Annotated in this window: 22 protein-coding genes; 14 read left to right on the plus strand and 8 right to left on the minus strand. The window is 71.6% G+C overall.

The window, feature by feature from the left end; all coding sequences use genetic code 11:
- The 6 genes from R2740_RS00005 to pstB all read left to right on the plus strand — a co-directional run.
- On the plus strand, positions 1–502 hold a 502-nt coding region (locus R2740_RS00005), incomplete at its 5' end, for an HAD-IC family P-type ATPase (RefSeq protein ID WP_371300604.1).
- A gap of 45 nt (positions 503–547) precedes the next feature.
- Positions 548–1,417: an NUDIX domain-containing protein gene (locus R2740_RS00010; RefSeq protein ID WP_371300606.1), complete on the plus strand. Its 870-nt coding sequence runs from the start codon at positions 548–550 to the stop codon at positions 1,415–1,417.
- 147 nt (positions 1,418–1,564) lie between these two features.
- Entirely contained in the window at positions 1,565–2,677 is a 1,113-nt protein-coding gene (gene pstS / locus R2740_RS00015) for a phosphate ABC transporter substrate-binding protein PstS (protein ID WP_371300607.1), read from the plus strand.
- Between the two features lie 103 nt (positions 2,678–2,780).
- Complete coding sequence (gene pstC / locus R2740_RS00020) at positions 2,781–3,740, plus strand: phosphate ABC transporter permease subunit PstC (protein WP_371300608.1); 960 nt, start codon at positions 2,781–2,783, stop codon at positions 3,738–3,740.
- Positions 3,741–3,744: 4 nt separating this feature from the next.
- Positions 3,745–4,824: a phosphate ABC transporter permease PstA gene (gene pstA, locus R2740_RS00025; protein WP_371300609.1), complete on the plus strand. Its 1,080-nt coding sequence runs from the start codon at positions 3,745–3,747 to the stop codon at positions 4,822–4,824.
- Between the two features lie 29 nt (positions 4,825–4,853).
- Positions 4,854–5,633, plus strand: a complete 780-nt coding sequence (gene pstB, locus R2740_RS00030) for a phosphate ABC transporter ATP-binding protein PstB (RefSeq protein WP_371300610.1) — start codon at positions 4,854–4,856, stop codon at positions 5,631–5,633.
- A 30-nt stretch (positions 5,634–5,663) separates the two neighbouring features.
- On the opposite strand, the gene R2740_RS00035 is transcribed toward pstB, so the two are convergent.
- The 6 genes from R2740_RS00035 to R2740_RS00060 form a co-directional block, all read right to left on the minus strand.
- Positions 5,664–6,659: an anion permease gene (locus R2740_RS00035; protein WP_371300611.1), complete on the minus strand. Its 996-nt coding sequence runs from the start codon at positions 6,657–6,659 to the stop codon at positions 5,664–5,666.
- A gap of 4 nt (positions 6,660–6,663) precedes the next feature.
- On the minus strand, positions 6,664–7,278 hold the full coding sequence (locus tag R2740_RS00040) for a DUF47 domain-containing protein (protein WP_371300612.1): 615 nt from the start codon (positions 7,276–7,278) through the stop codon (positions 6,664–6,666).
- 134 nt (positions 7,279–7,412) lie between these two features.
- Positions 7,413–9,497, minus strand: a complete 2,085-nt coding sequence (locus tag R2740_RS00045; protein ID WP_371301161.1) for an RNA degradosome polyphosphate kinase — start codon at positions 9,495–9,497, stop codon at positions 7,413–7,415.
- Between the two features lie 204 nt (positions 9,498–9,701).
- Positions 9,702–10,910, minus strand: a complete 1,209-nt coding sequence (locus tag R2740_RS00050; protein ID WP_371300613.1) for a cysteine desulfurase-like protein — start codon at positions 10,908–10,910, stop codon at positions 9,702–9,704.
- A gap of 12 nt (positions 10,911–10,922) precedes the next feature.
- Positions 10,923–11,735: a mycothiol synthase gene (mshD, locus tag R2740_RS00055; RefSeq protein WP_371300614.1), complete on the minus strand. Its 813-nt coding sequence runs from the start codon at positions 11,733–11,735 to the stop codon at positions 10,923–10,925.
- Between the two features lie 50 nt (positions 11,736–11,785).
- On the minus strand, positions 11,786–12,523 hold the full coding sequence (locus R2740_RS00060; protein ID WP_371300615.1) for a response regulator transcription factor: 738 nt from the start codon (positions 12,521–12,523) through the stop codon (positions 11,786–11,788).
- 56 nt (positions 12,524–12,579) lie between these two features.
- Between R2740_RS00060 and R2740_RS00065 the strand changes: the two genes are divergently transcribed.
- The 5 genes from R2740_RS00065 to R2740_RS00085 all read left to right on the plus strand — a co-directional run bounded on the left by R2740_RS00065 (position 12,580) and on the right by R2740_RS00085 (position 15,483).
- Positions 12,580–12,888, plus strand: a complete 309-nt coding sequence (locus R2740_RS00065) for a MoaD/ThiS family protein (RefSeq protein ID WP_371300616.1) — start codon at positions 12,580–12,582, stop codon at positions 12,886–12,888.
- 96 nt (positions 12,889–12,984) lie between these two features.
- Positions 12,985–13,485 carry a TlpA family protein disulfide reductase gene (locus tag R2740_RS00070; RefSeq protein ID WP_371300617.1) on the plus strand — a complete coding sequence of 167 codons (501 nt, stop codon included), beginning with the start codon at positions 12,985–12,987 and terminating at the stop codon, positions 13,483–13,485.
- Between the two features lie 272 nt (positions 13,486–13,757).
- On the plus strand, positions 13,758–14,219 hold the full coding sequence (locus R2740_RS00075) for a DUF4395 domain-containing protein (RefSeq protein ID WP_371300618.1): 462 nt from the start codon (positions 13,758–13,760) through the stop codon (positions 14,217–14,219).
- Between the two features lie 95 nt (positions 14,220–14,314).
- Positions 14,315–15,163: a sulfurtransferase gene (locus R2740_RS00080; RefSeq protein WP_371300619.1), complete on the plus strand. Its 849-nt coding sequence runs from the start codon at positions 14,315–14,317 to the stop codon at positions 15,161–15,163.
- Positions 15,160–15,483 (plus strand): DUF1416 domain-containing protein, encoded by a 324-nt coding sequence (locus R2740_RS00085; RefSeq protein ID WP_371300620.1) that lies wholly within the window; start codon positions 15,160–15,162, stop codon positions 15,481–15,483. The genes R2740_RS00080 and R2740_RS00085 overlap by 4 nt, the downstream gene beginning before the upstream one ends.
- 143 nt (positions 15,484–15,626) lie before the next feature.
- On the opposite strand, the gene dtd is transcribed toward R2740_RS00085, so the two are convergent.
- Positions 15,627–16,052 (minus strand): D-aminoacyl-tRNA deacylase, encoded by a 426-nt coding sequence (gene dtd, locus R2740_RS00090; RefSeq protein ID WP_371300621.1) that lies wholly within the window; start codon positions 16,050–16,052, stop codon positions 15,627–15,629.
- A 60-nt stretch (positions 16,053–16,112) separates the two neighbouring features.
- Here dtd and R2740_RS00095 point away from each other — a divergent pair, with 60 nt between their 5' ends.
- Entirely contained in the window at positions 16,113–16,964 is an 852-nt protein-coding gene (locus tag R2740_RS00095; protein ID WP_371300622.1) for a 3-keto-5-aminohexanoate cleavage protein, read from the plus strand.
- A 43-nt stretch (positions 16,965–17,007) separates the two neighbouring features.
- Entirely contained in the window at positions 17,008–17,985 is a 978-nt protein-coding gene (locus tag R2740_RS00100) for a threonine/serine dehydratase (protein WP_371300624.1), read from the plus strand.
- On the opposite strand, the gene R2740_RS00105 is transcribed toward R2740_RS00100, so the two are convergent.
- Positions 17,979–18,341 (minus strand): DsrE family protein, encoded by a 363-nt coding sequence (locus R2740_RS00105; RefSeq protein ID WP_371300625.1) that lies wholly within the window; start codon positions 18,339–18,341, stop codon positions 17,979–17,981. The two genes, R2740_RS00100 and R2740_RS00105, sit on opposite strands and share 7 nt — an antisense overlap.
- A gap of 42 nt (positions 18,342–18,383) precedes the next feature.
- Between R2740_RS00105 and R2740_RS00110 the strand changes: the two genes are divergently transcribed.
- On the plus strand, positions 18,384–18,887 hold the full coding sequence (locus R2740_RS00110; protein WP_371300626.1) for an FABP family protein: 504 nt from the start codon (positions 18,384–18,386) through the stop codon (positions 18,885–18,887).

The raw sequence follows: 18,887 nt of genomic DNA on the forward strand, positions 1-18,887 counted from the left end.
CGTCCGCGAGCTGCGTGGGCTCGGGCTGACCCCGTTGCTGCTCACCGGCGACAACCAACGGGCCGCACGAGCGGTGGCGGCGGAGGTCGGCATCGAGGACGTGGTCGCCGAGGTGCTGCCGGCCGACAAGGTCGACGCCGTCCGACGCCTCCAGGAGGACGGCAAGGTCGTGGCCATGGTCGGCGACGGGGTCAACGACGCTGCGGCGCTCGCCCAGGCCGACCTGGGGCTCGCGCTCGGCACCGGGACCGACGTGGCCATCCAGGCCAGCGACCTCACCCTGGTGCGCGGCGACCTCCGGGTCGCGGCCGACGCGGTGCGGCTGTCCCGGCGTACCCTCCGGACGATCCAGGGCAACCTGTTCTGGGCGTTCGCCTACAACGTGGCCGCGCTCCCGCTGGCCGCCTCGGGCCTGCTCAACCCGATGATCGCCGGCGCCGCCATGGCCTTCTCGAGCGTGTTCGTGGTGTCCAACAGCCTCCGCCTGCGCCGCTTCCGCTGACAGGTGGCGTCGTGGGGCGCCGATCGGGGGTGCAAGACTGCGGTCATGGCGCAGCGACCCGACGTCCAGGCCGCCGGTGCCGTGGTGACGCGCAAGGGCGGCGACGTGCTGGTCGTGCATCGGCCCCGCTACGACGACTGGTCCTTCCCGAAGGGCAAGCTCAACCGCGGTGAGCACGTCGTCGCCGCCGCGGTGCGAGAGGTGGGCGAGGAGACCGGGTTGCGGATCCGGCTCGGCCCACGGCTCCCCACACAGCGCTACCCGCTGGGCCGCACCCGCCACAAGGTCGTGCACTACTGGACCGCCCGCGTCGTCGGCAGCGACGACGTGAGTGGCTATCAGCCCAATGCCGAGATCGACCGGGTGCGGTGGGTGTCCCGGAAGAAGGCGCGCAGACTGCTGAGCTACGACTTCGACCGCCAGACCCTGGCCGATGCCGACGGGCTCCCGCGCGGCACCAGGGCGCTGGTCGTGCTGCGCCACACCAAGGCCAGGGCCCGCAAGACCTGGAAGAAGGACGACCGGCAGCGCCCTCTGCTCGCGCTCGGGAGGCAGCAGGCGGAGCGGCTGGTGCCGCTGCTGGCGGCCTACGACGTCGAGCTGGTCGCCTCCTCGAGCTCCGCCCGATGCGTGCAGACCGTGACGCCCTACGCCGAGCGCAGCGGCTGGCCGGTGACAACGTACGACGCCCTCAGCGAGGAGGGCGCCACCGCCGCGTCGGTGCTGGAGGTCGTCGACGACCTGATGCACCACCGTGAGTGCGCCGTGCTGTGCACCCACCGGCCGGTGCTGCCGACCGTCTACGACTCGATGCGCCTGCAGGCGCTGGGGATCGAGGACCCCAAGCTCGAGCCCGGCCGGATGCTGGTGATCCATCACCGCAAGGGCGCCGTCGTGGCCGTCGAGCTGCACTGACCGTGCCCAGGGCGTGACCGGGGCCACAGCCGAAGTGCCGGATACTCGGGGGCTGTTCACCCCCCGTTCACCGGGCAGGGCCGATCCGGTCACCTGCCCCTCCTAGCGTCAGCGTCGTCAGCTCGACGAAGACTCAGGAGAAACGAAGTGAAGCGCACTTCCATCAGCCGGGCCCTGGTGCCCGGCATCGCCATCGCCGCCCTCGCCCTGGCCGGGTGTGGAGCGGGCAACGAGGACACGAGCAGCAGCGGCAGCAGCGACGGCAGCGACAGCGGCTACTCCGGGACCCTCGCCGGCGGTGGCTCCTCGGCCCAGGAGGCCGCCCAGGGCGCCTGGATCGCCGGCTTCCAGACCGCCAACCCCGACGCGACGGTGACCTACGACCCGGTGGGCTCCGGCGGTGGCCGCGAGAGCTTCATCTCGGGCGACTTCGCGTTCGCCGGCAGCGACGCCTACCTCACCGATGACGAGGGTGAGCTGACCAACGCCAAGGACCGGTGTGGCGGCGACGTCATCGAGATCCCCGACTACATCAGCCCCATCGCCATCATCTTCAACGTCGACGGGGTCGACAGCCTGCAGCTCTCCCCGGACACCCTGGCGGGCATCTTCGCGGGCAAGATCACCACGTGGGACGACGCGGCCATCAAGGCGGACAACCCCGACGCGTCGCTGCCCTCGGCCGCCATCAACGCGGTGCACCGCTCCGACGAGTCCGGCACCACCGAGAACTACACGTCCTACCTCGACGCGGTCTCCTCCAGCGTCTGGGACGCCGGTGTCGTCGAGACCTGGCCGACGGAGTACGGCGGTGAGGGCGCGAAGGGTACCTCGGGCGTCGTGGCCGCGGTGACCAACGGCAAGAACTCGATCGGCTACGCCGACGCGAGCCAGGCCGGTGGCCTGGGCGTGGCCTCCATCGGTGTGGGCAGCGAGTTCGTCGCGCCCGAGGCCGAGGCCGCGGCGAAGATCCTCTCGGTCTCGCCCGAGGCGTCGGTCGCCACCGACTCCCAGATCGTCTTCGACCTGGACCACACCACCGAGGAGTCGGGCGTCTACCCGATCGTGCTCACGTCCTACCTCATCGCCTGCCCGACGTACGACGACCAGGCGACCGCCGACCTGGTCAAGGGCTACCTGACCTACATCCTGAGCGACGAGGGTCAGCAGAAGGGCTCCGACGAGGCCGGCTCGGCCCCGCTGCCGAGCGACCTGCAGTCCAAGGCGCAGGCGCTCGTCGAGGGCATCGCCGCCAAGTAGCAGCCCGTTCTGCCCACGGTCGACCCTGGGGCCCGCGCCGGCACCGGCACGGGCCCCGGGCTCGTCCAGGCATACTGATCAACCAGGCATGGGAGGAGCGTTCATGAGCTCGACCGAGACCCCGACGAGCGCGGCGGTCGCCGACCCGGCCGACGACGGTTTCGGGCAGGTCACCGGACCCGGTGACTCGGTCTTCCGAGGGCTCGCGACCGCCTCCGGCTACCTCATCATGGTGGCCCTGGCCGGCGTGGCGATCTTCCTGGTCCTCGAGGGCTGGCCCGCGATCCAGGCCACCGGCGTGCAGGCCTACGGCAAGGACAACATCGTCCTGTTCGTCTGGCCGCTGCTCTTCGGGACGCTGCTGGCCGCGGTGCTCTCGCTGATCATCGCCGTGCCCCTCGCCATCGGCGGTGCCCTGGTCATCTCGCACTACGCACCCCGACCGCTGGCGAAGACCCTGGGCTATCTCGTCGACCTGCTGGCCGCGGTCCCCAGCGTGGTCTACGGCCTGTGGGGGATCGGCTTCCTGGCGCCCTGGATCCTGCCGTCCTACGAGTGGCTCGGGGCGCACCTCGACTTCGTGCCGTTCTTCAAGGGCCCGGCGCTGAGCGGTCGGACCATCCTCACCGCGTCGATCGTGCTGGCGATCATGGTGCTGCCGATCATCACCGCGATCTGCCGCGAGATCTTCGCCCAGACGCCGACCATGCACCAGGAGGCGGCGCTGGCCCTGGGCGCCACCCGCTGGGAGATGATCCGGATGACGGTCTTCCCCTACTCCCGCTCGGGGGTCGTCTCGGCGATCATGCTGGGCCTGGGCCGGGCGCTCGGCGAGACGATGGCCGTGGCGATGGTGCTGTCGGCAACCGGCATCGTGACCGTCAACCTGATCTCGACGCAGAACCCGTCCACCATCGCGGCCAACATCGCCCTCAACTTCGGCAACGCGTCCGGCACGAAGATCAACGTGCTGATCTTCAGCGGCCTGGTGCTGTTCGTGGCCACCTTCGCCGTGAACTTCCTGGGCCGGTGGGTCGCCGCCCGTGGCCAGGTCAAGGAGTGAGCTCGTGACGACGCCGACCCTCGAACGCCCCTCCGGAGGCGACCGCGCCTCGCTGCCGCTGACCGCGCCGCAGCTGCCCCCCGTCGCCCCGTTGCTCTCCGCGCTGATGGCCGTCGGGGCGGCCGTGCTGGTGGGACTGCTGCTGTCGTGGTCGCTGATCCCGATCGTGGTCCTGGGCTGGCTGCTGCTGCTCGTCGTGCTGCCGACCTGGTCGCTGCTGCTCGAAGGGCGCCGCAAGGCCGTCGACCGGATGGTCACGGGTCTGGTGTGGTCCACGTTCGCGCTGGCTATGCTGCCGCTCCTGAGCCTGATCTGGCAGGTGGTCGCCAAGGGCGCCCCGGCCCTGTCCGTGGAGTTCTTCACCTACTCCATGCGCAACGTGATCGGCGAAGGTGGCGGGATCTACCACGCGATCGTCGGCACGTTCCTGGTGACCGGCCTCGCCACGCTCATCTCGGTGCCGATCGGCGTGCTGGCGGCGGTCTACCTCGTCGAGTACTCCTCCGAGGGCAAGGTCGCGAAGACGGTGACCTTCCTGGTCGACGTGATGACGGGCATCCCGTCGATCGTGGCCGGTCTGTTCGCCTTCGCGCTCTTCGTGCTCATCTTCGGACCGGGCATCAGGATGGGCTTCGGAGGCTCGGTCGCCCTGTCCGTGCTGATGATCCCGATCGTCGTGCGGGCCACCGAGGAGATGCTCAAGCTGGTGCCCGACGAGCTGCGCGAGGCGTCGTACGCCCTCGGCGTGCCGAAGTGGCGCACGATCGTCAAGGTGGTGCTGCCGACGGCGCTGTCGGGCATCGTCACCGGCATCACGCTGGCGATCGCCCGGGTGGCCGGGGAGACCGCGCCGCTGCTGATCATCGCCGGCAGTGCGACGTCGATGAACTGGAACCCGTTCTCGGAGCGGATGGCGACCCTGCCGGTCTTCATCTTCTCCTCCATCACCGAGACCGGTCGCTACCCCGAGGCGCAGACCCAGCGAGCCTGGGGAGCCGCCCTCGTCCTGATCATGATCGTGATGGCCCTCAACCTGATAGCCCGCGTCATCGGCCGGGTGTTCGCACCCAAGACCGGACGCTGACCGCAGCGGCAACGAGAGAAGAAGCAACCATGGCGAAGAGCATCGACGTCTCCGACCTCGACATCTACTACGGCGACTTCCTCGCCGTCGAAGGCGTCAACATGACGATCAAGGCGCGCTCGGTCACCGCCTTCATCGGGCCCTCGGGCTGCGGCAAGTCGACCGTGCTGCGGTCCCTCAACCGGATGCACGAGGTCATCCCCGGCGCCCGCGTCGAGGGCAAGGTCGTGGTCGGCGGACAGTCGCTCTACGACCCGGCGGTCGACCCGGTCGCCGTGCGCCGTCAGATCGGCATGGTCTTCCAGCGGCCCAACCCGTTCCCGACCATGTCGATCTACGAGAACGTGCTCGCCGGCAATCGGCTCAACTCCAAGAAGATGAAGAAGGCCGAGGCCGACGAGATCGTCGAGCGGTCTCTCAAGGGCGCCAACCTGTGGGGTGAGGTCAAGGACCGCCTCGGCAAGCCCGGCATGGGCCTGTCCGGCGGCCAGCAGCAGCGGCTGTGCATCGCCCGCGCGATCGCGGTGGAGCCGCAGATCCTGCTGATGGACGAGCCGTGCTCGGCGCTCGACCCGATCTCGACCTCGGCCGTGGAGGACCTGATCCACGACCTCAAGGACCGCTACACGATCGTGATCGTCACCCACAACATGCAGCAGGCGGCGCGGGTCTCGGAGGACACCGCGTTCTTCAACCTCAAGGGTGCCGGCCAGCCCGGTCATCTGGTGGAGTTCAACGCCACCAAGCAGATGTTCACCAACCCCGACGAGGAGGCCACCGAGGCCTACATCTCGGGGCGCTTCGGCTGAGGGTGTCTCCTGGTGGGGCGGTGTGACCGCTCAGCCCAGGAACAGGTGCAGCACGGCGTACGCCGCGGCGGCGACGCCGGCCGCCATCGGGAAGGTCAGCACCCAGGCCACCAGGATGGAGCGGGCCACGCCCCAGCGGACCGCGGAGAGCCGCTTGGTGGCGCCGACGCCCATCACCGCCGAGGTGATGGTGTGGGTGGTCGAGATCGGCGCCTCGAAGGCGTACGCCGTGGTGTAGAGCACGCCGGCGGCCACCGACTCGGCCGCGAACCCGCGGGCGGGGTCGAGGTCGATGATCCGGCGTCCGAGGGTGCGCATGATCCGCCAGCCGCCGGAGAGCGTCCCGAGCGAGATGGCCGTGGCTGCGGCGATCACCACCCAGACCGGCAGCGGGTCGTCGCTGCTGACGTAGTTGCCGGTGAGCAGGGCCAGGAAGATGACGCCCATCGTCTTCTGCGCGTCCTGGAGACCGTGACCCAGCGCCATCGCCGCGGCGGAGACGGTCTGGGCGAGCCGGAAGCCACGCTGCGCCTTCGTCGGATGCGCACGGCGGAACAGCCACATGATCGCCACCATCACCGCGAAGGCGAGGCCGAAGGCGACCACCGGTGAGACCAGCATCGGGACCAGCACCTTGTCGACCACGGTGTTCCAGTTGACCGAGGCGCCCGCCGCCAACGCTGCCCCGGCGAGCCCGCCGATCAGCGCATGGGACGACGACGACGGCAGCCCGAAGTACCACGTGACGAGGTTCCAGCAGATGGCACCCGCCAGGCCGGCCATCACCACCACCAGGCCCGCGCTGCCCGACGGCGGGGTGATCGTGTCGCTGACCGTCTTGGCGACCTTCTGGCCGAGGAAGCCGCCGACGAAGTTCATCACCGCGGCCATCGCCAGGGCGACCCGCGGCGTCAGCGCCCGGGTCGAGACGGAGGTGGCGATCGCGTTGGCGGCGTCGTGGAAGCCGTTGGTGTAGTCGAACGCCAGGGCGACGACGACCACCGCGACGATGATCGCGAGCTCCATCGGGTCAGGACTCCTTGACCGCGATCTGCTCCACCGTGTTGGCGACGAGTTCGAAGGCGTCGATGGCGCGCTCCAGGCACTCGACGACGTCCTTGACCTTGAGCACCTGGAGGGCCTTGTAGCCGCCGCCGAAGAGCTCGGCGATGATCCGGCGGTAGGCCCGGTCGCCGGACCGCTCGAGCCGGTTGACCTCCGACACGTAGTCGCCGAGCTGCTGCGGGTTGCGCAGCTTGGGCATCGCCTCGGCCGTGAGCTCCGCGCAGATCTGCAGCACCTGCGCCTGCTCGCTGACCTCGGCGGGCATCGCCTTGATGTCGTAGAGCAACAGCATGTCGACGGCCTCGTCGAGCAGGTCCATCACGTCGTCGAGCTGGTTCGCCAGCGTGTGGATGTCCTCCCGGTCGAAGGGCGTGACGAACGTGCTGTTGACCCGGTGCACGACGGCGCGCACGGTCTCGTCGGCCGCGTGCTCGGCGTCGCGCATCCGCTTCGCCACCAGCTCGCGGTCGCTGGTCTCGTCGAACATCTCGGCGAGCAGCCCGGCGCCCACGACGAGGTGCTGGGCCGCCTCGGCGAAGAGGTCGTAGAAGGCGCCGTCGACGGGGCGGAACCGGAACAAGAAGGCACTCCTGGCGTGACGGTCGTGGGTCGGTCGAACAAACCGTGCACATGCTAGGGCGTCCGGGTGAACAGCAGGCAACCGCGGGCCGGCCGGCGGCCCTGGGGCCGGCCCCACCCGGGCGACTCCCGGGCTCAGCCGCGCCGGGCGCGCTGCCGTTCGATCAGGGCGGCCTGCAGGTGTCGGGAGCCCTCGGTGCGGAACCATCGGCCGTCGGTCGCGAGCTCCCAGGCGCTCGTCTCCTCGTCGAAGGCGAGGTCGAGCAGCTGGCCGGCCTCGGCCACCTCGTCCTCGCCCGGCAGCCGGACCAGCACCTCCACGCGGCGGTCGAGGTTGCGGTGCATCATGTCGGACGAGCCGATCCAGGCCTGGGGGCGGCCGCCGTTCTCGAACCCGAAGATCCGGCTGTGCTCGAGGAACCGTCCCAGCACCGACCGCACCCGGATCGTCTCGGAGAGACCGGGGACGCCGGGGCGCAGCGCGCAGATGCCGCGGATCAGCAGCTCCACCGGCACCCCCTCCTGGGACGCGAGGTAGAGCGCGTCGATGATCCCCTCGTCGACGATCGAGTTGGCCTTGATCCGGATCCTCGCGGGTCGCCCCTCCCGATGATGCGCGATCTCGGCGTGGATCTGGCCCACCAGCCCGGAGCGCACCGAGTCGGGGGCGACGAACAGCTGGTCGTACTGCGCGTTGCGGGAGAAGCCGCTGATGTTGTTGAAGAGGTTGGCCACGTCCTCGCCGATGGCGGGGTCGCAGGTGAGCAGCCCCAGGTCCTCGTAGAGGCGGGCGGTCTTGGGGTTGTAGTTGCCGGTGCCGATGTGGGTGTAGCGGCGGATGCCGTCGGGCTCGTCACGCACCACCATGGCCAGCTTGCAGTGGGTCTTGAGGCCGACCAGGCCGTAGACCACGTGACAGCCGGCCTGCTCCAGCTTGCGGGCCCACCGGATGTTGGCCTCCTCGTCGAAGCGGGCCTTGATCTCGACGATCACCAGCACCTGCTTGCCGGCCTCGGCGGCGTCGACCAGGGCGTCGATGATGGGGCTGTCGCCGGAGGTGCGATAGAGCGTCTGCTTGATCGCCAGCACGTGCGGGTCGGCCGCCGCCTGCTCGAGGAAGCGCTGGACCGAGGTGGCGAAGGAGTCGTAGGGGTGGTGCAGCAGCACGTCGTGCCGGCGTACGGCGTCGAAGACGTCGACCGGCGAGGCCGACTCCTTCTCCGCGAGCAGGCGGTGGGTGGTCGGGACGAACGCGGGGTACTTCAGGTCGTCGCGCGCGATGTCGGCGATGACGTGGAGCCCGGTCAGGTCCAGCGGGCCGGGCAGCCGGAAGACCTCCTCGTCGGAGATGCCGAGCTCGGAGACGAGCAGGTCGAGCACCTTGGCGTCGATGGACTCCTCGACCTCCAGCCGCACCGGCGGCCCGAACCGGCGCCGCAGCAGCTCCTTCTCGAGCGCCTTGAGGAGGTTCTCGGCGTCGTCCTCCTCCACCTCGAGGTCCTCGTTGCGGGTGACCCGGAAGGTGTGCACCTGCAGCACCTCCATGCCCGGGAAGAGCCGCTTGAGGTGGGCGCCGATGACGTCCTCGAGGGGCACGAACCGGGTGTTGCCCAGGCCCACGAACCGGTCGAAGATCGGCGGCACCTTGACCCGCGCGAAGTGCTCGGTGCCGGTCGACGGGTTGCGCACCAGCACGGCCAGGTTGAGGCTCAGGCCGGAGATGTAGGGGAAGGGATGGGCCGGGTCGACCGCCAGCGGCGTGAGCACCGGGAAGACGCGGTCGCGGAAGAGCCGCTTGCAGTACTTCTGCTCGTCGCGGTCGAGCTCCTCCCAGCGGACCAGCTCGATGCCCTCCTTCGAGAGCGCGGGCACCAGGTCGTCGCGGAAGACCCCGGCATGCCGTTCCATCAGCTCACGCGAGCGGGTCCAGATCGCCTCCACGATCTCGCGCGGCATCAGGCCGGACGCCGCCTTGACCGCGACGCCGGCCGCGATCCGGCGCTTGAGACCGGCCACCCGGACCATGAAGAACTCGTCGAGGTTGCTCGCGAAGATCGCCAGGAACCGGGCCCGTTCGAGCAGCGGCAACGAGTCGTCCTCGGCCAGCTCCAGCACCCGCTGGTTGAACCGGAGCCACGACAGCTCGCGGTCGATGAACCGGTCGGCGAACTTCTCGACCGCCGCCTTGGCCTCCTCCGAGGGCTCGTAGGGCGGCGGCACATGGAAGGTGTCCGAGGGGTGCGCGAACGGGTCGTTTCCCTCCGGACCCTCATCGATGGGGGCGGTCACGTGGGAGGGGAGCAGGCCTTCGGTGGACACGGCACCAGTCTGTCAGGTCTCCCACGAGGTTGACCCGGCAGAAGTTCGCGTCGATCCGTCACAAGATCAGGTTGACCCGGCCGAAGTTCATGAAGTTCTGCCGGGTCAACCGAGAAAGGTGGCGAGTCCGTCGAGGAGACGGTCGACGTCGTCGTCGTCGGTGTACGGCGCCAGGCCGGCACGCAGGCCGCCGGTGTCACCGAGGCCCAGCCGCCGGGCCGGCTCGTAGGCGTAGAACGTGCCGGAGGGGGCCAGCACGTGGCGCGAGGCGAGGTGCTCGGCGGCCTCGTCGGTGCTGCGGCCGGGGAGGGTGAGCAGCGTGGTCGGGGTGCGGTGCGCCGCCACGGAGTGCACGACGACCGCGTCGCCGAGCCCGGCGAGGCCCTCGGCGAGGCGGGCCGAGAGTCGCTCCTCGTGGCCGTGGATCGCGGCGAAGGCCGCCCGCAGCCGCGCGCGACGCGGAGCGCTCGGGTCGCCCCCGTCGAGGCCGGCGAGGAAGTCGACGGCGGCGGTGGCGCCGGCCATCAGCTCGTAGGGGAGGGTGCCGAGCTCGAAGCGCTCGGGGACCGCGTCGGTGGCCGGCAGCAGCTTGTCGGGGTGCAGCGTCTCGAGCAGGGCAGGGTCACCGCCGAGGACGCCGCAGTGCGGGCCCAGGAACTTGTAGGGCGAGCAGACGAACAGGTCCGCACCCATCGCGGGCACGTCGACCAGCTCGTGCGCCGCGAGGTGGACGCCGTCGACGAAGAGGAGCGCGCCCACCCGGTGCGCCAGCGCCCCGAGCGCGGGGATGTCGGGTCGGGTGCCGAGCAGGTTGGACGCGCCGGTGACCGCCACCAGCCGGGTCCTCTCGGTGATCGCCTCGGCCAGGCTGGTGGGGTCGAGGTCGGCGGTGCCGGGGTCGATGTCGACCCAGCGCACCGTGACCTGGCGGGCCTCGGCGGCCTGCACCCAGGGGCGGACGTCGGCGTCGTGGTCGAGCCGGGTGACGACCACCTCGTCGCCCGCGGACCACTGCTTGGCCAGCGCCCGCGAGACGTCGTAGATCAGCTGGGTGGCGCTGCGGCCGTAGACGATGCCGGTGGCCGGGACGCCCAGCAGGTCGGCGTACGCCCGGCGGAACGCGGCGACGGTGTCGTCGGCGTTGCGCTCCGAGGCGACCAGGCCGCCGCGGTTGGAGAGCGGTCCGGCCAGGGTCCGGGCGACCGCGTCGGCCACGACCTGCGGGGTCTGGGTGCCGCCGGGGCCGTCGAAGTGGGCGATGCCGGACGCGAGGGACGGGAACTGCGCGCGCAGCGCGGCGACGTCGTAGGCCATGGCCGCAGGATGTCAGGTGGCGCGGGCGTACATCACGTGGGTGTCCGCGGGCGCGTGGGTGAAGCCGAGGCGCTCGTAGACCGCGCGGGCGGGCAGGTTGTCGGACTCGACGTAGAGCAGGATCTCGCGGACGCCGGCCTCGGCGAGGTGGTGCAACCCGGCGAGGGTGAGCAGGCGGCCCAGGCCGCGCCCCTGGGCGCTGGGGGAGATGGCGACGACGTAGACCTCGCCGAGGTCGGGGGAGTGGCGCTTGGTCCAGTGGAAGCCGAGCAGGGCGCCGTCGCCGTCGACGGCCAGCAGCAGTCCGGCGGGGTCGAACCACGGCTCGGCCATCCGGGCCGCGAGATCCGCGTCGTCCATGCCGCCCTGCTCGGGATGGTGGGCGAAGGCCGCGGCGTTGACCGCCAGCACCGCCGCGGCGTCGTCGGGCCGGTAGCCGCGGATCGTCAGGTCGGCTGGGATCTCGAGCGTCGGGAGCGGGGTCGTCGCTGGCCGGCGCATCACCCACAGCTCGCGCACACGGGCGAAGCCGTGCCGCTCTGCCAGCGCCGCCGCGGCCGGGTGGTCGCCGTGGGACCAGGCGGTGGCGACCGGGGCGCCGGTGAGCACGGCGGCGGCGAGCCGGCCACCGAGGCCGCGTCCACGGGCCCCCGGGGCGACCACCAGGTCGAGCGTCGCCTCGCGGACGAGTGCGAACCCGTGCTCGTCGACGATCCAGAGCCGGTGGGTGGCATCGAGCCCGTGGTGCTTGAGTCGCAGCTGCGCCGCCTCGTCGAGGGGGTCGGCGCCGTCGCCGTCCAGGCAGGCGGCTCGGACGGCGGCCACCACGGGCGCGCCGCGGTCGGCGTACGACGCGGGGGCGAGCTCCTCGACGCTCAGGCGTCCAGCTCCTGCGGCTCGGCGGCCTCCGGTGCCGCCTCGTTGCGGCGGCCCCGGTCGGCGGCCGAGACGAAGCGGTAGCCGACGTTGCGGACGGTGCCGATCAGGGTCTCGTGCTCGGGGCCCAGCTTGGCGCGGAGCCGCCGGACGTGCACGTCGACGGTGCGGGTGCCGCCGAAGTAGTCGTAGCCCCACACCTCCGACAGCAGCTGCTGGCGACTGAACACCCGGCCCGGGTGCTGCGCGAGGTACTTCAGCAGCTCGAACTCCTTGAACGTCAGGTCGAGCACGCGGGAGCCGATCTTGGCGGTGTAGGTCGCGTCGTCGACGGTCACCTCGCCGCTGCGGATGACGTGGGCCTCGGGGTCGTCCGCGGCCCGCTCCACGAGCCGGCCGAGGGCCAGCCTGATCCGGGCCTCCAGCTCGGCGGGGCCGCAGTCGGCGAGCACGACGTCGTCCATCCCCCAGTCGGAGGCCACCACGGCCAGACCGCCCTCGGTGACGACCAGCAGCACCGGATGGTCGCTCCCGGTGGCCCTGATCAGCCGGCAGAGGTCACGTGCGCCGGCGAGCTCCTGGCGGCCGTCGACGAGCACCACGTCGGCCTCGGGGGCGTCGAGCAGCGCGCTGCCCTCGGCCGGGAGCACCTTGACCGAGTGCGGCAGCAGCGCGAGCGCAGGCAGCACCTCCACGCTCGGCTGGAGCGCGCTCGTCAAGAGCAGCAGGGTGCTCACTCGCACCTCCCGTGGGCGGCCATGGTGCTTGCAGGGATAGGGCAGGATATCCCGTCGTGGAGCCTTCGACCGCCTCGTCGACCGGTCCTGAGACCGTCGAGAGCAAGATCACGGTGCGCTACTGGGCCTCCGCGCGGGCGACGGCCGGCCTCGAGGGGGAGCAGGTGGACGCCTCGGCGGCGCTCTCCCTGGCAGCGCTGGTGGACGCCCTGGTCGAACGGCACGACAGCCCGCGGCTGCGCTCGGTCCTCGACGTCTGCTCGGTCCTCGTCGGCGACCGGCCCGCCGGGTCCGGCGATCGCGCCGAGGTGTGGGTCGAGCCGGGCGACTCGGTGGAGTTCCTGCCGCCCTTCGCCGGCGGCTGACCCCGCCCGCGAGATGCCGGAAATGGTCGCGCGAGATGCGGGAAATGGTCGCGCGAGCGCGGGAATGACCGCCGTCGTACGCCGGTTGCACCAGCCATGACCGCCGGCCAGTGGGTGCTGCTCTCCTGCGTGGTGCTCGCGCTGGCCATCGGCGGCTACCGCGCCCTCTCCGACGGACGGTTCCGAGGCACCCATCGGGTGCGTGGCGTCGACGAGGCCGACGAGGCCCACGAGGCCGACAGGACCGCCGAACCCGGCAGGGCCGACGCGGCCGACGCCCCCACGGCACCGGGCGCGATCGACCTGGCGGCCCTGGGCGAGCAGCTGGGGGAGCGGGCGACGCTGCTGCAGTTCTCGTCGGCCTTCTGCGCGCCCTGCCGGGTCACCCGCCGCACCCTGGCGGAGGTCGCCGACCTGGTGCCCGGCGTGACCCACGTCGAGGTCGACGCCGAGCACCACCTCGACCTGGTCCGGCGCCTCGGGGTGCTGCGGACGCCGACCACGCTGATCCTCGACGCGTCCGGCCGCGAGGTGACCCGAGCGGCCGGGGCTCCTCGGCGCGACCAGGTGCTCGCGGCGCTGGGCGAGCCGGTCTGATGTCCACATCTTGGACGAGTATCTCGACAGTCGAGATTCAGGCACGGAGCACTCCGGAACCGCCTACCGTTCTCGGCATGTCCTCGACCCTGCTGACCCGCCGCCGCGCAGTGGACCACTGCCGCGTGCGCTCGTCGCTGTGTCGAATGTCCTGACCGGACGTCACCCGCGCCGCTGACCCCGCTCCGGGGCGGCCCCTCGCTCGAGGGCTGCGGCCTGCCTGGCGTCCGAGGTGTTCCCGACCGCCACCCCTCAGGACCCTGGAGCTCGCCATGAGCAAGCAGATCGACCCTCGCGGCCAGCGTTTCGCCGCCGCGCTCACCGCCCTCGTCCTCGCCGTCGTGCTGGCACTGTCGCCCAGCCCGCTGGCCGTCGCGCTGCTCGCGGCGCAGACGGCGCTGTTCGCCATCGCGGCCGGGCTCGGCGTCAGCCAGACGCCGCACGCCTGGCTCTTCCGCTCGTTCGTGCGGCCCCGGCTGGCGCCGCCGCGCGAGTGGGAGGACGCCGCGCCGCCGCGCTTCGCCCAGGCGGTCGGGCTGGTCTTCGCCTCCGTCGGGCTGGCCGGCTTCCTCGCCGGCGCGACCTCCCTCGGCCTCGTCGCCACCGGGTTCGCGCTGGTCGCCGCGCTGCTCAACGCGGTCTTCGGGCTGTGCTTGGGCTGCGAGGTCTACCTGCTGGGCCGGCGTACGGCCGCCCGGTTCGGGGCTCGCGATGCGTCGCAGACGGCGCGCTGAGGCGTCGCAGACGGGGCGCTGAGGCGTCGCAGACGGTTCAGCCGTCAGAACTTCACCCACCACCTTCATCACTTCCACCGCACAGGAGATCCGCCATGCCCCGAGAGACCGCTCTGGTCACCGCCGACTGGGTCGAGGAGCACCTCGACGACCCGACCGTCGTCCTCGTCGAGGTCGACGAGGACACCACCGCCTACGACAAGGGCCACCTCCGAGGCGCCGTCAAGCTCGACTGGACGACCGACCTCCAGGACCAGGTGCGCCGTGACTTCGTCGCCAAGGACCGGTTCGCCGAGCTGCTGTCGGAGCGCGGCATCGACAACGACCACACCGTCGTGCTCTACGGCGGCAACAACAACTGGTTCGCGGCCTACGCCTACTGGTACTTCACGCTCTACGGCCACGCCGACGTCCGCCTGCTCGACGGCGGGCGCAAGAAGTGGGAGCTCGACAGCCGCGAGCTCACCGACGAGCTGCCTCAGCGCGCCGCCACGTCGTACCGGGCGGAGGAGCAGGACCTCTCGCTTCGCGCCTTCCGCGACGAGGTCGTCGCCGCGATCGGCACCCAGAACCTGGTCGACGTCCGCAGCCCCGATGAGTACGCCGGCCGGTTGCTGGCCCCGGCCCACCTCCCGCAGGAGCAGGCCCAGCGCGCCGGCCACATCCCGACCGCGCTGAACGTCCCGTGGAGCAAGGCGGCCAACGACGACGGCACCTTCCGCTCCGACGACGAGCTGCGCACGCTCTATGCCGACGCCGGCATCGACTGGAGCAAGGACACCATCGCCTACTGCCGGATCGGCGAGCGGTCGTCGCACACCTGGTTCGTGCTGCGCGAGCTGCTCGGGCAGGACCACGTCAAGAACTACGACGGCTCCTGGACCGAGTATGGCTCCCTGGTCGGGGTGCCCGTGGCCCTCGGCGACGAGCGGGGCGAGGCGTGAGCGCCGGCACCGTGGTCCAGGGCTGCGGTGCGCCGGTCGGTGGGCTGCCGCTCGACGGGGTGAAGGTCGAGATCGAGGCCGTCGTGCAGGGCCGGGTCGTGCGCGCCGACGAGTCGCCGGTCGACGGCGCCTACGTCCGGCTGCTCGACCGGACCGGCGAGTTCACCGCCGAGGTCCGCACCTCTCCGGAGGGGCACTTCCGCTTCTTCGCCGGCGACGGGTCGTGGACGCTGCGCACCCTCGCGCCCGGCGCTGCCACGGTCGACACGGTCGTCGACGCCGCCACGGGCTCGGTGGTCGAGGCGCTGATCACCGTCTGATCCCGCCGGTACGCCGGCCGGCCCGCCGCCTCGTTCACGCAACGAGCGGCGGGCCGCGCCGTCTGCGACGCCTCGCGCAGCCGTCTGCGACGCCTCGCGTCCCCGTCTGCGACGTCCCGCGCAGCCGTCTGCGACGCCTTGCGTCAGCGTTCGAGGATCATCGTGACCGGGCCGTCGTTGAGGTAGCCGACCGCCATGTCGGCGCCGAAGACGCCGCGGGCGACCGTGGCCCCGAGCCGTTCGAGCTCGACGCAGAACGCCTCGTAGACGGGCTCCGACAGCTCCCCGGGAGCGGCGGCCTGCCAGGTGGGGCGGCGGCCCTTGCGCGCGTCGCCGTACAGCGTGAACTGGCTGACCACCAGGATCGGGGCATCGACGTCGGAGGCCGACCGCTCGTCGCGCAGGATCCGCAGGTCCCAGATCTTGCGGGCCATCCAGGAGGTCTCGTCCGGCCCGTCGGCATGCGTCACGCCGAGATAGACGAGCAGGCCCGGGCCCTCGATCTCACCGACAACCTTGCTGTCGACCGAGACACTTGCCCCAAGAACTCGCTGCACCACGGCTCTCATGTGGAAATCTTCCTGCTCAGGGGTTCGACGCGGGAGGCAGCAGCATGCCACGATGACACCATGCCCGATGCCGTCACCGTGCCTGCCGACCGCCTGCTGATCACCGTCGCTCCCACCGGAGCCGAGACGGCCAAGGCCGACTGCCCGCAGCTCCCGACCACGCCCGAGGAGCTGGCCACCACGGCGCGCGAGTGCGAGGCGGCCGGCGCGGCGATGATCCATCTCCACGTCCGCGACCGCGAGCACCGGCCGACGCTCGACCTGCCGCTGCTCAAGGAGTGGGTGGCGGCGGTGCGCGAGTCGACCGACCTGGTCGTCCAGCTGTCGACCGGGGGCTCGGTCCACGACCCGCTCGACCACCGGCTGAAGGTCCTCGACGCCGAGCCCGACTCCTGCTCGCTGACGATGGGCACCACCAACTTCGGCGACGACGTCTTCATGAACCCCTGGCCCTTCGTCACCGAGCTCTACCAGCTCAGCCAGGAGCGCCAGGTCGTGCCGGAGTTCGAGCTGTTCGACCTCGGCCAGGTGCACGCGATGCGGCGGCTGCTCGACAGGTTCGGGCTGCCCTACGGCGGCCGCGTCCACGCCGACCTGGTGATGGGCGTGCCGGGCGGCATGGACGGCACCGCCGACGCCCTCGTCGCCGCCGTCGCGGCCCTCCCCGCCCAGACGACCTCCTGGTCGGCGACCGGCATCGGCCGCTCCACTCTCGCCGTCGCCCTCGCCTCGCTCTCCAAGGGCGGCCATCTCCGCGTGGGCATGGAGGACGTGCTGACCATCGCGAAGGGCGTGCCGGTCGAGAGCAACAAGCAGCTCGTCGACCGGGTCGTCGAGCTGGCCCGGATCGCGCAGCGCACTCCGATGACGCCGGCCGAGGCGCGGACGTTCCTGGCGATCCGCGCCGCCTGACGCGGCTCCGGACGGCGTCAGGTCGTCTGGCAGGCTCGTCGACATGACCACCGAGGCGATCCGCGAGGACCTGACGTACGCCGGCGTGCTCGAGGCCGCCGAGGCGATCGCGGGCGTGCTCCCGCCCACCCCTGCGTGGAGCTATCCGCTCCTCGACCAGGCGGCCGGCCGCACGGTGGTGCTCAAGCACGAGAACGTCCAGCCCACCGGTGCCTTCAAGGCCCGCGGCGGCATCGCGCTGGCCGCGACCCTGGACCCGGCCACGCCCGGTCTGGTCACCGCGTCGACCGGCAACCACGCCCAGTCGGTCGCCCTGTGCGCCCGCCAGCGCTCGATCCCCGCGATGGTGGTGATGCCGGTCAGCGCACCGTCCAACAAGATCGACGCGACCACGGCGCTCGGGGCCGAGGTGGTGCTGCACGGCCCGACGATGACCGAGGCGGTAGCCCATGCCCGTGAGCTGGCGACCGCCCGCGGCTGGCGCTACGTCGACCCCGCCGACCCCGCGATCATCCATGGGCACGCCACGCTGACCCTCGAGCTGCTGCGCACCCACCCCGACCTGGAGGAGATCTACGTCCCCGTCGGGAGCGGCACCAGCGCGGCCGGCGCCTGCCTGGTCCGCGACGAGCTCGCGCCGTCGTGCCGGGTGGTCGCGGTGCAGTCGGCCCAGGCGCCCGCGGCCTTCGAGTCCTGGCGCGGCAGGGCGCCGGCGACCGCGCCGTGCACGACCCGCGCGAGCGGGCTCGCGACGGCGGCGTCCTTCGAGCTGCCGCAGCGGGTGCTCCGGGAGCGGCTCGACGACTTCCTGCTGGTGGAGGACGACGCGATCGACGACGCCCGGGTGTTGCTGGCCACGCACGCCCACACCCTCGCCGAGGGCGCCGGTGCCGCTGCGCTCGCGGGCGTCCTGGCCGCCCCGTCGAGCGCACGCAAGGTCGCGGCGGTCGTCAGTGGCGGCAACGCCGACCCTCGTGAGCTGGCAGACCTGGCCGACCGGTCGGCGTACGTGCGTCAGTAGACGAGGGCCTGGACCCCGTCGGCCAACACCTCTTCGGTGAACGTCGCGGCTCCCGCGACGCGGACGCCCGGCAGCACGGCGTGGGCACCGATCGAGCGGCGCTCCGCGCACTGCGAGCACACCGTGAGCCGACCGCCCGCCAGCACCGCGTCGCGCAGCTCGGCCAACGAGGTCGCTCCCGCCAGCCGGAACTCCTCGGCCTTGCCCGGCAGGGCGAACCACGCCGCCTCTCCCGCGAGCCACAGGCTCACCTCGGCGCCCGCGGTCACCGCCATCGTCGCCACCATGAAGCCCTGGTTGCAGCGCTCGGGGTCATCGGCGCCACAGGTGACCTTGACGACGAGGGAACGGGTCATGTGGTCAATCTAGGACCCCCGCGCGCCGCCTAGACTTCCCCCATGCCGTTCGAGATCCCCGAGAACATCCACCCCCACTGCGCCCGGCTGGCGTGGCTGCTGGGCACCTGGGCCGGCAACGGACACGGGGAGTACCCCACGATCGAGCCGTTCCAGTTCGGCCAGGAGCTGATCTTCCAGCAGGACGGCCGTCCCTTCATCCACTACTTCGCGCGCTCCTGGATCGTCGACGAGGCCGGTGCGCTGGTTCGGCAGGCGGCGCAGGAGACGGGGTTCATCCGCCCGCAGGAGGACGGCACCCTCGAGGTCGTGATGACCCACAACCTCGGCTATGTCGAGGTCTGGCACGGCGAGCTCCACCCCGAGCAGCCGCGCTTCGAGATCGCCACCGACGCCGTCGCCCGCACCGCCACCGCCAAGGAGTACGCCGGAGGCAAGCGCCTCTACGGCTATGTCGACGGCGACCTGCTCTACGCCTTCGACATGGCCGCGATGGGCCAGCCGCTGCAGCCGCACACGCACGCCCAGCTGAAGCGGCAGGGCTGA

The organism is Nocardioides sp., assembly GCF_041393715.1.
Lineage (GTDB): Bacteria > Actinomycetota > Actinomycetes > Propionibacteriales > Nocardioidaceae > Nocardioides.

Excerpts from the sequence above, each read along its gene's own strand:
- R2740_RS00070 (WP_371300617.1), top strand. The coding sequence starts at position 12,985 with ATGACCGCCGGCCAGTGGGTGCTGCTCTCCTGCGTGGTGCTCGCGCTG.
- R2740_RS00075 (WP_371300618.1), top strand. The coding sequence starts at position 13,758 with ATGAGCAAGCAGATCGACCCTCGCGGCCAGCGTTTCGCCGCCGCGCTC.
- R2740_RS00100 (WP_371300624.1), top strand. The coding sequence starts at position 17,008 with ATGACCACCGAGGCGATCCGCGAGGACCTGACGTACGCCGGCGTGCTC.
- R2740_RS00110 (WP_371300626.1), top strand. The coding sequence starts at position 18,384 with ATGCCGTTCGAGATCCCCGAGAACATCCACCCCCACTGCGCCCGGCTG.
- R2740_RS00080 (WP_371300619.1), top strand. The coding sequence starts at position 14,315 with ATGCCCCGAGAGACCGCTCTGGTCACCGCCGACTGGGTCGAGGAGCAC.
- pstB (WP_371300610.1), top strand. The coding sequence starts at position 4,854 with ATGGCGAAGAGCATCGACGTCTCCGACCTCGACATCTACTACGGCGAC.
- R2740_RS00095 (WP_371300622.1), top strand. The coding sequence starts at position 16,113 with ATGCCCGATGCCGTCACCGTGCCTGCCGACCGCCTGCTGATCACCGTC.
- pstC (WP_371300608.1), top strand. The coding sequence starts at position 2,781 with ATGAGCTCGACCGAGACCCCGACGAGCGCGGCGGTCGCCGACCCGGCC.
- R2740_RS00050 (WP_371300613.1), bottom strand. The coding sequence starts at position 10,910 with ATGGCCTACGACGTCGCCGCGCTGCGCGCGCAGTTCCCGTCCCTCGCG.
- R2740_RS00010 (WP_371300606.1), top strand. The coding sequence starts at position 548 with ATGGCGCAGCGACCCGACGTCCAGGCCGCCGGTGCCGTGGTGACGCGC.
- dtd (WP_371300621.1), bottom strand. The coding sequence starts at position 16,052 with ATGAGAGCCGTGGTGCAGCGAGTTCTTGGGGCAAGTGTCTCGGTCGAC.
- R2740_RS00105 (WP_371300625.1), bottom strand. The coding sequence starts at position 18,341 with ATGACCCGTTCCCTCGTCGTCAAGGTCACCTGTGGCGCCGATGACCCC.
- R2740_RS00035 (WP_371300611.1), bottom strand. The coding sequence starts at position 6,659 with ATGGAGCTCGCGATCATCGTCGCGGTGGTCGTCGTCGCCCTGGCGTTC.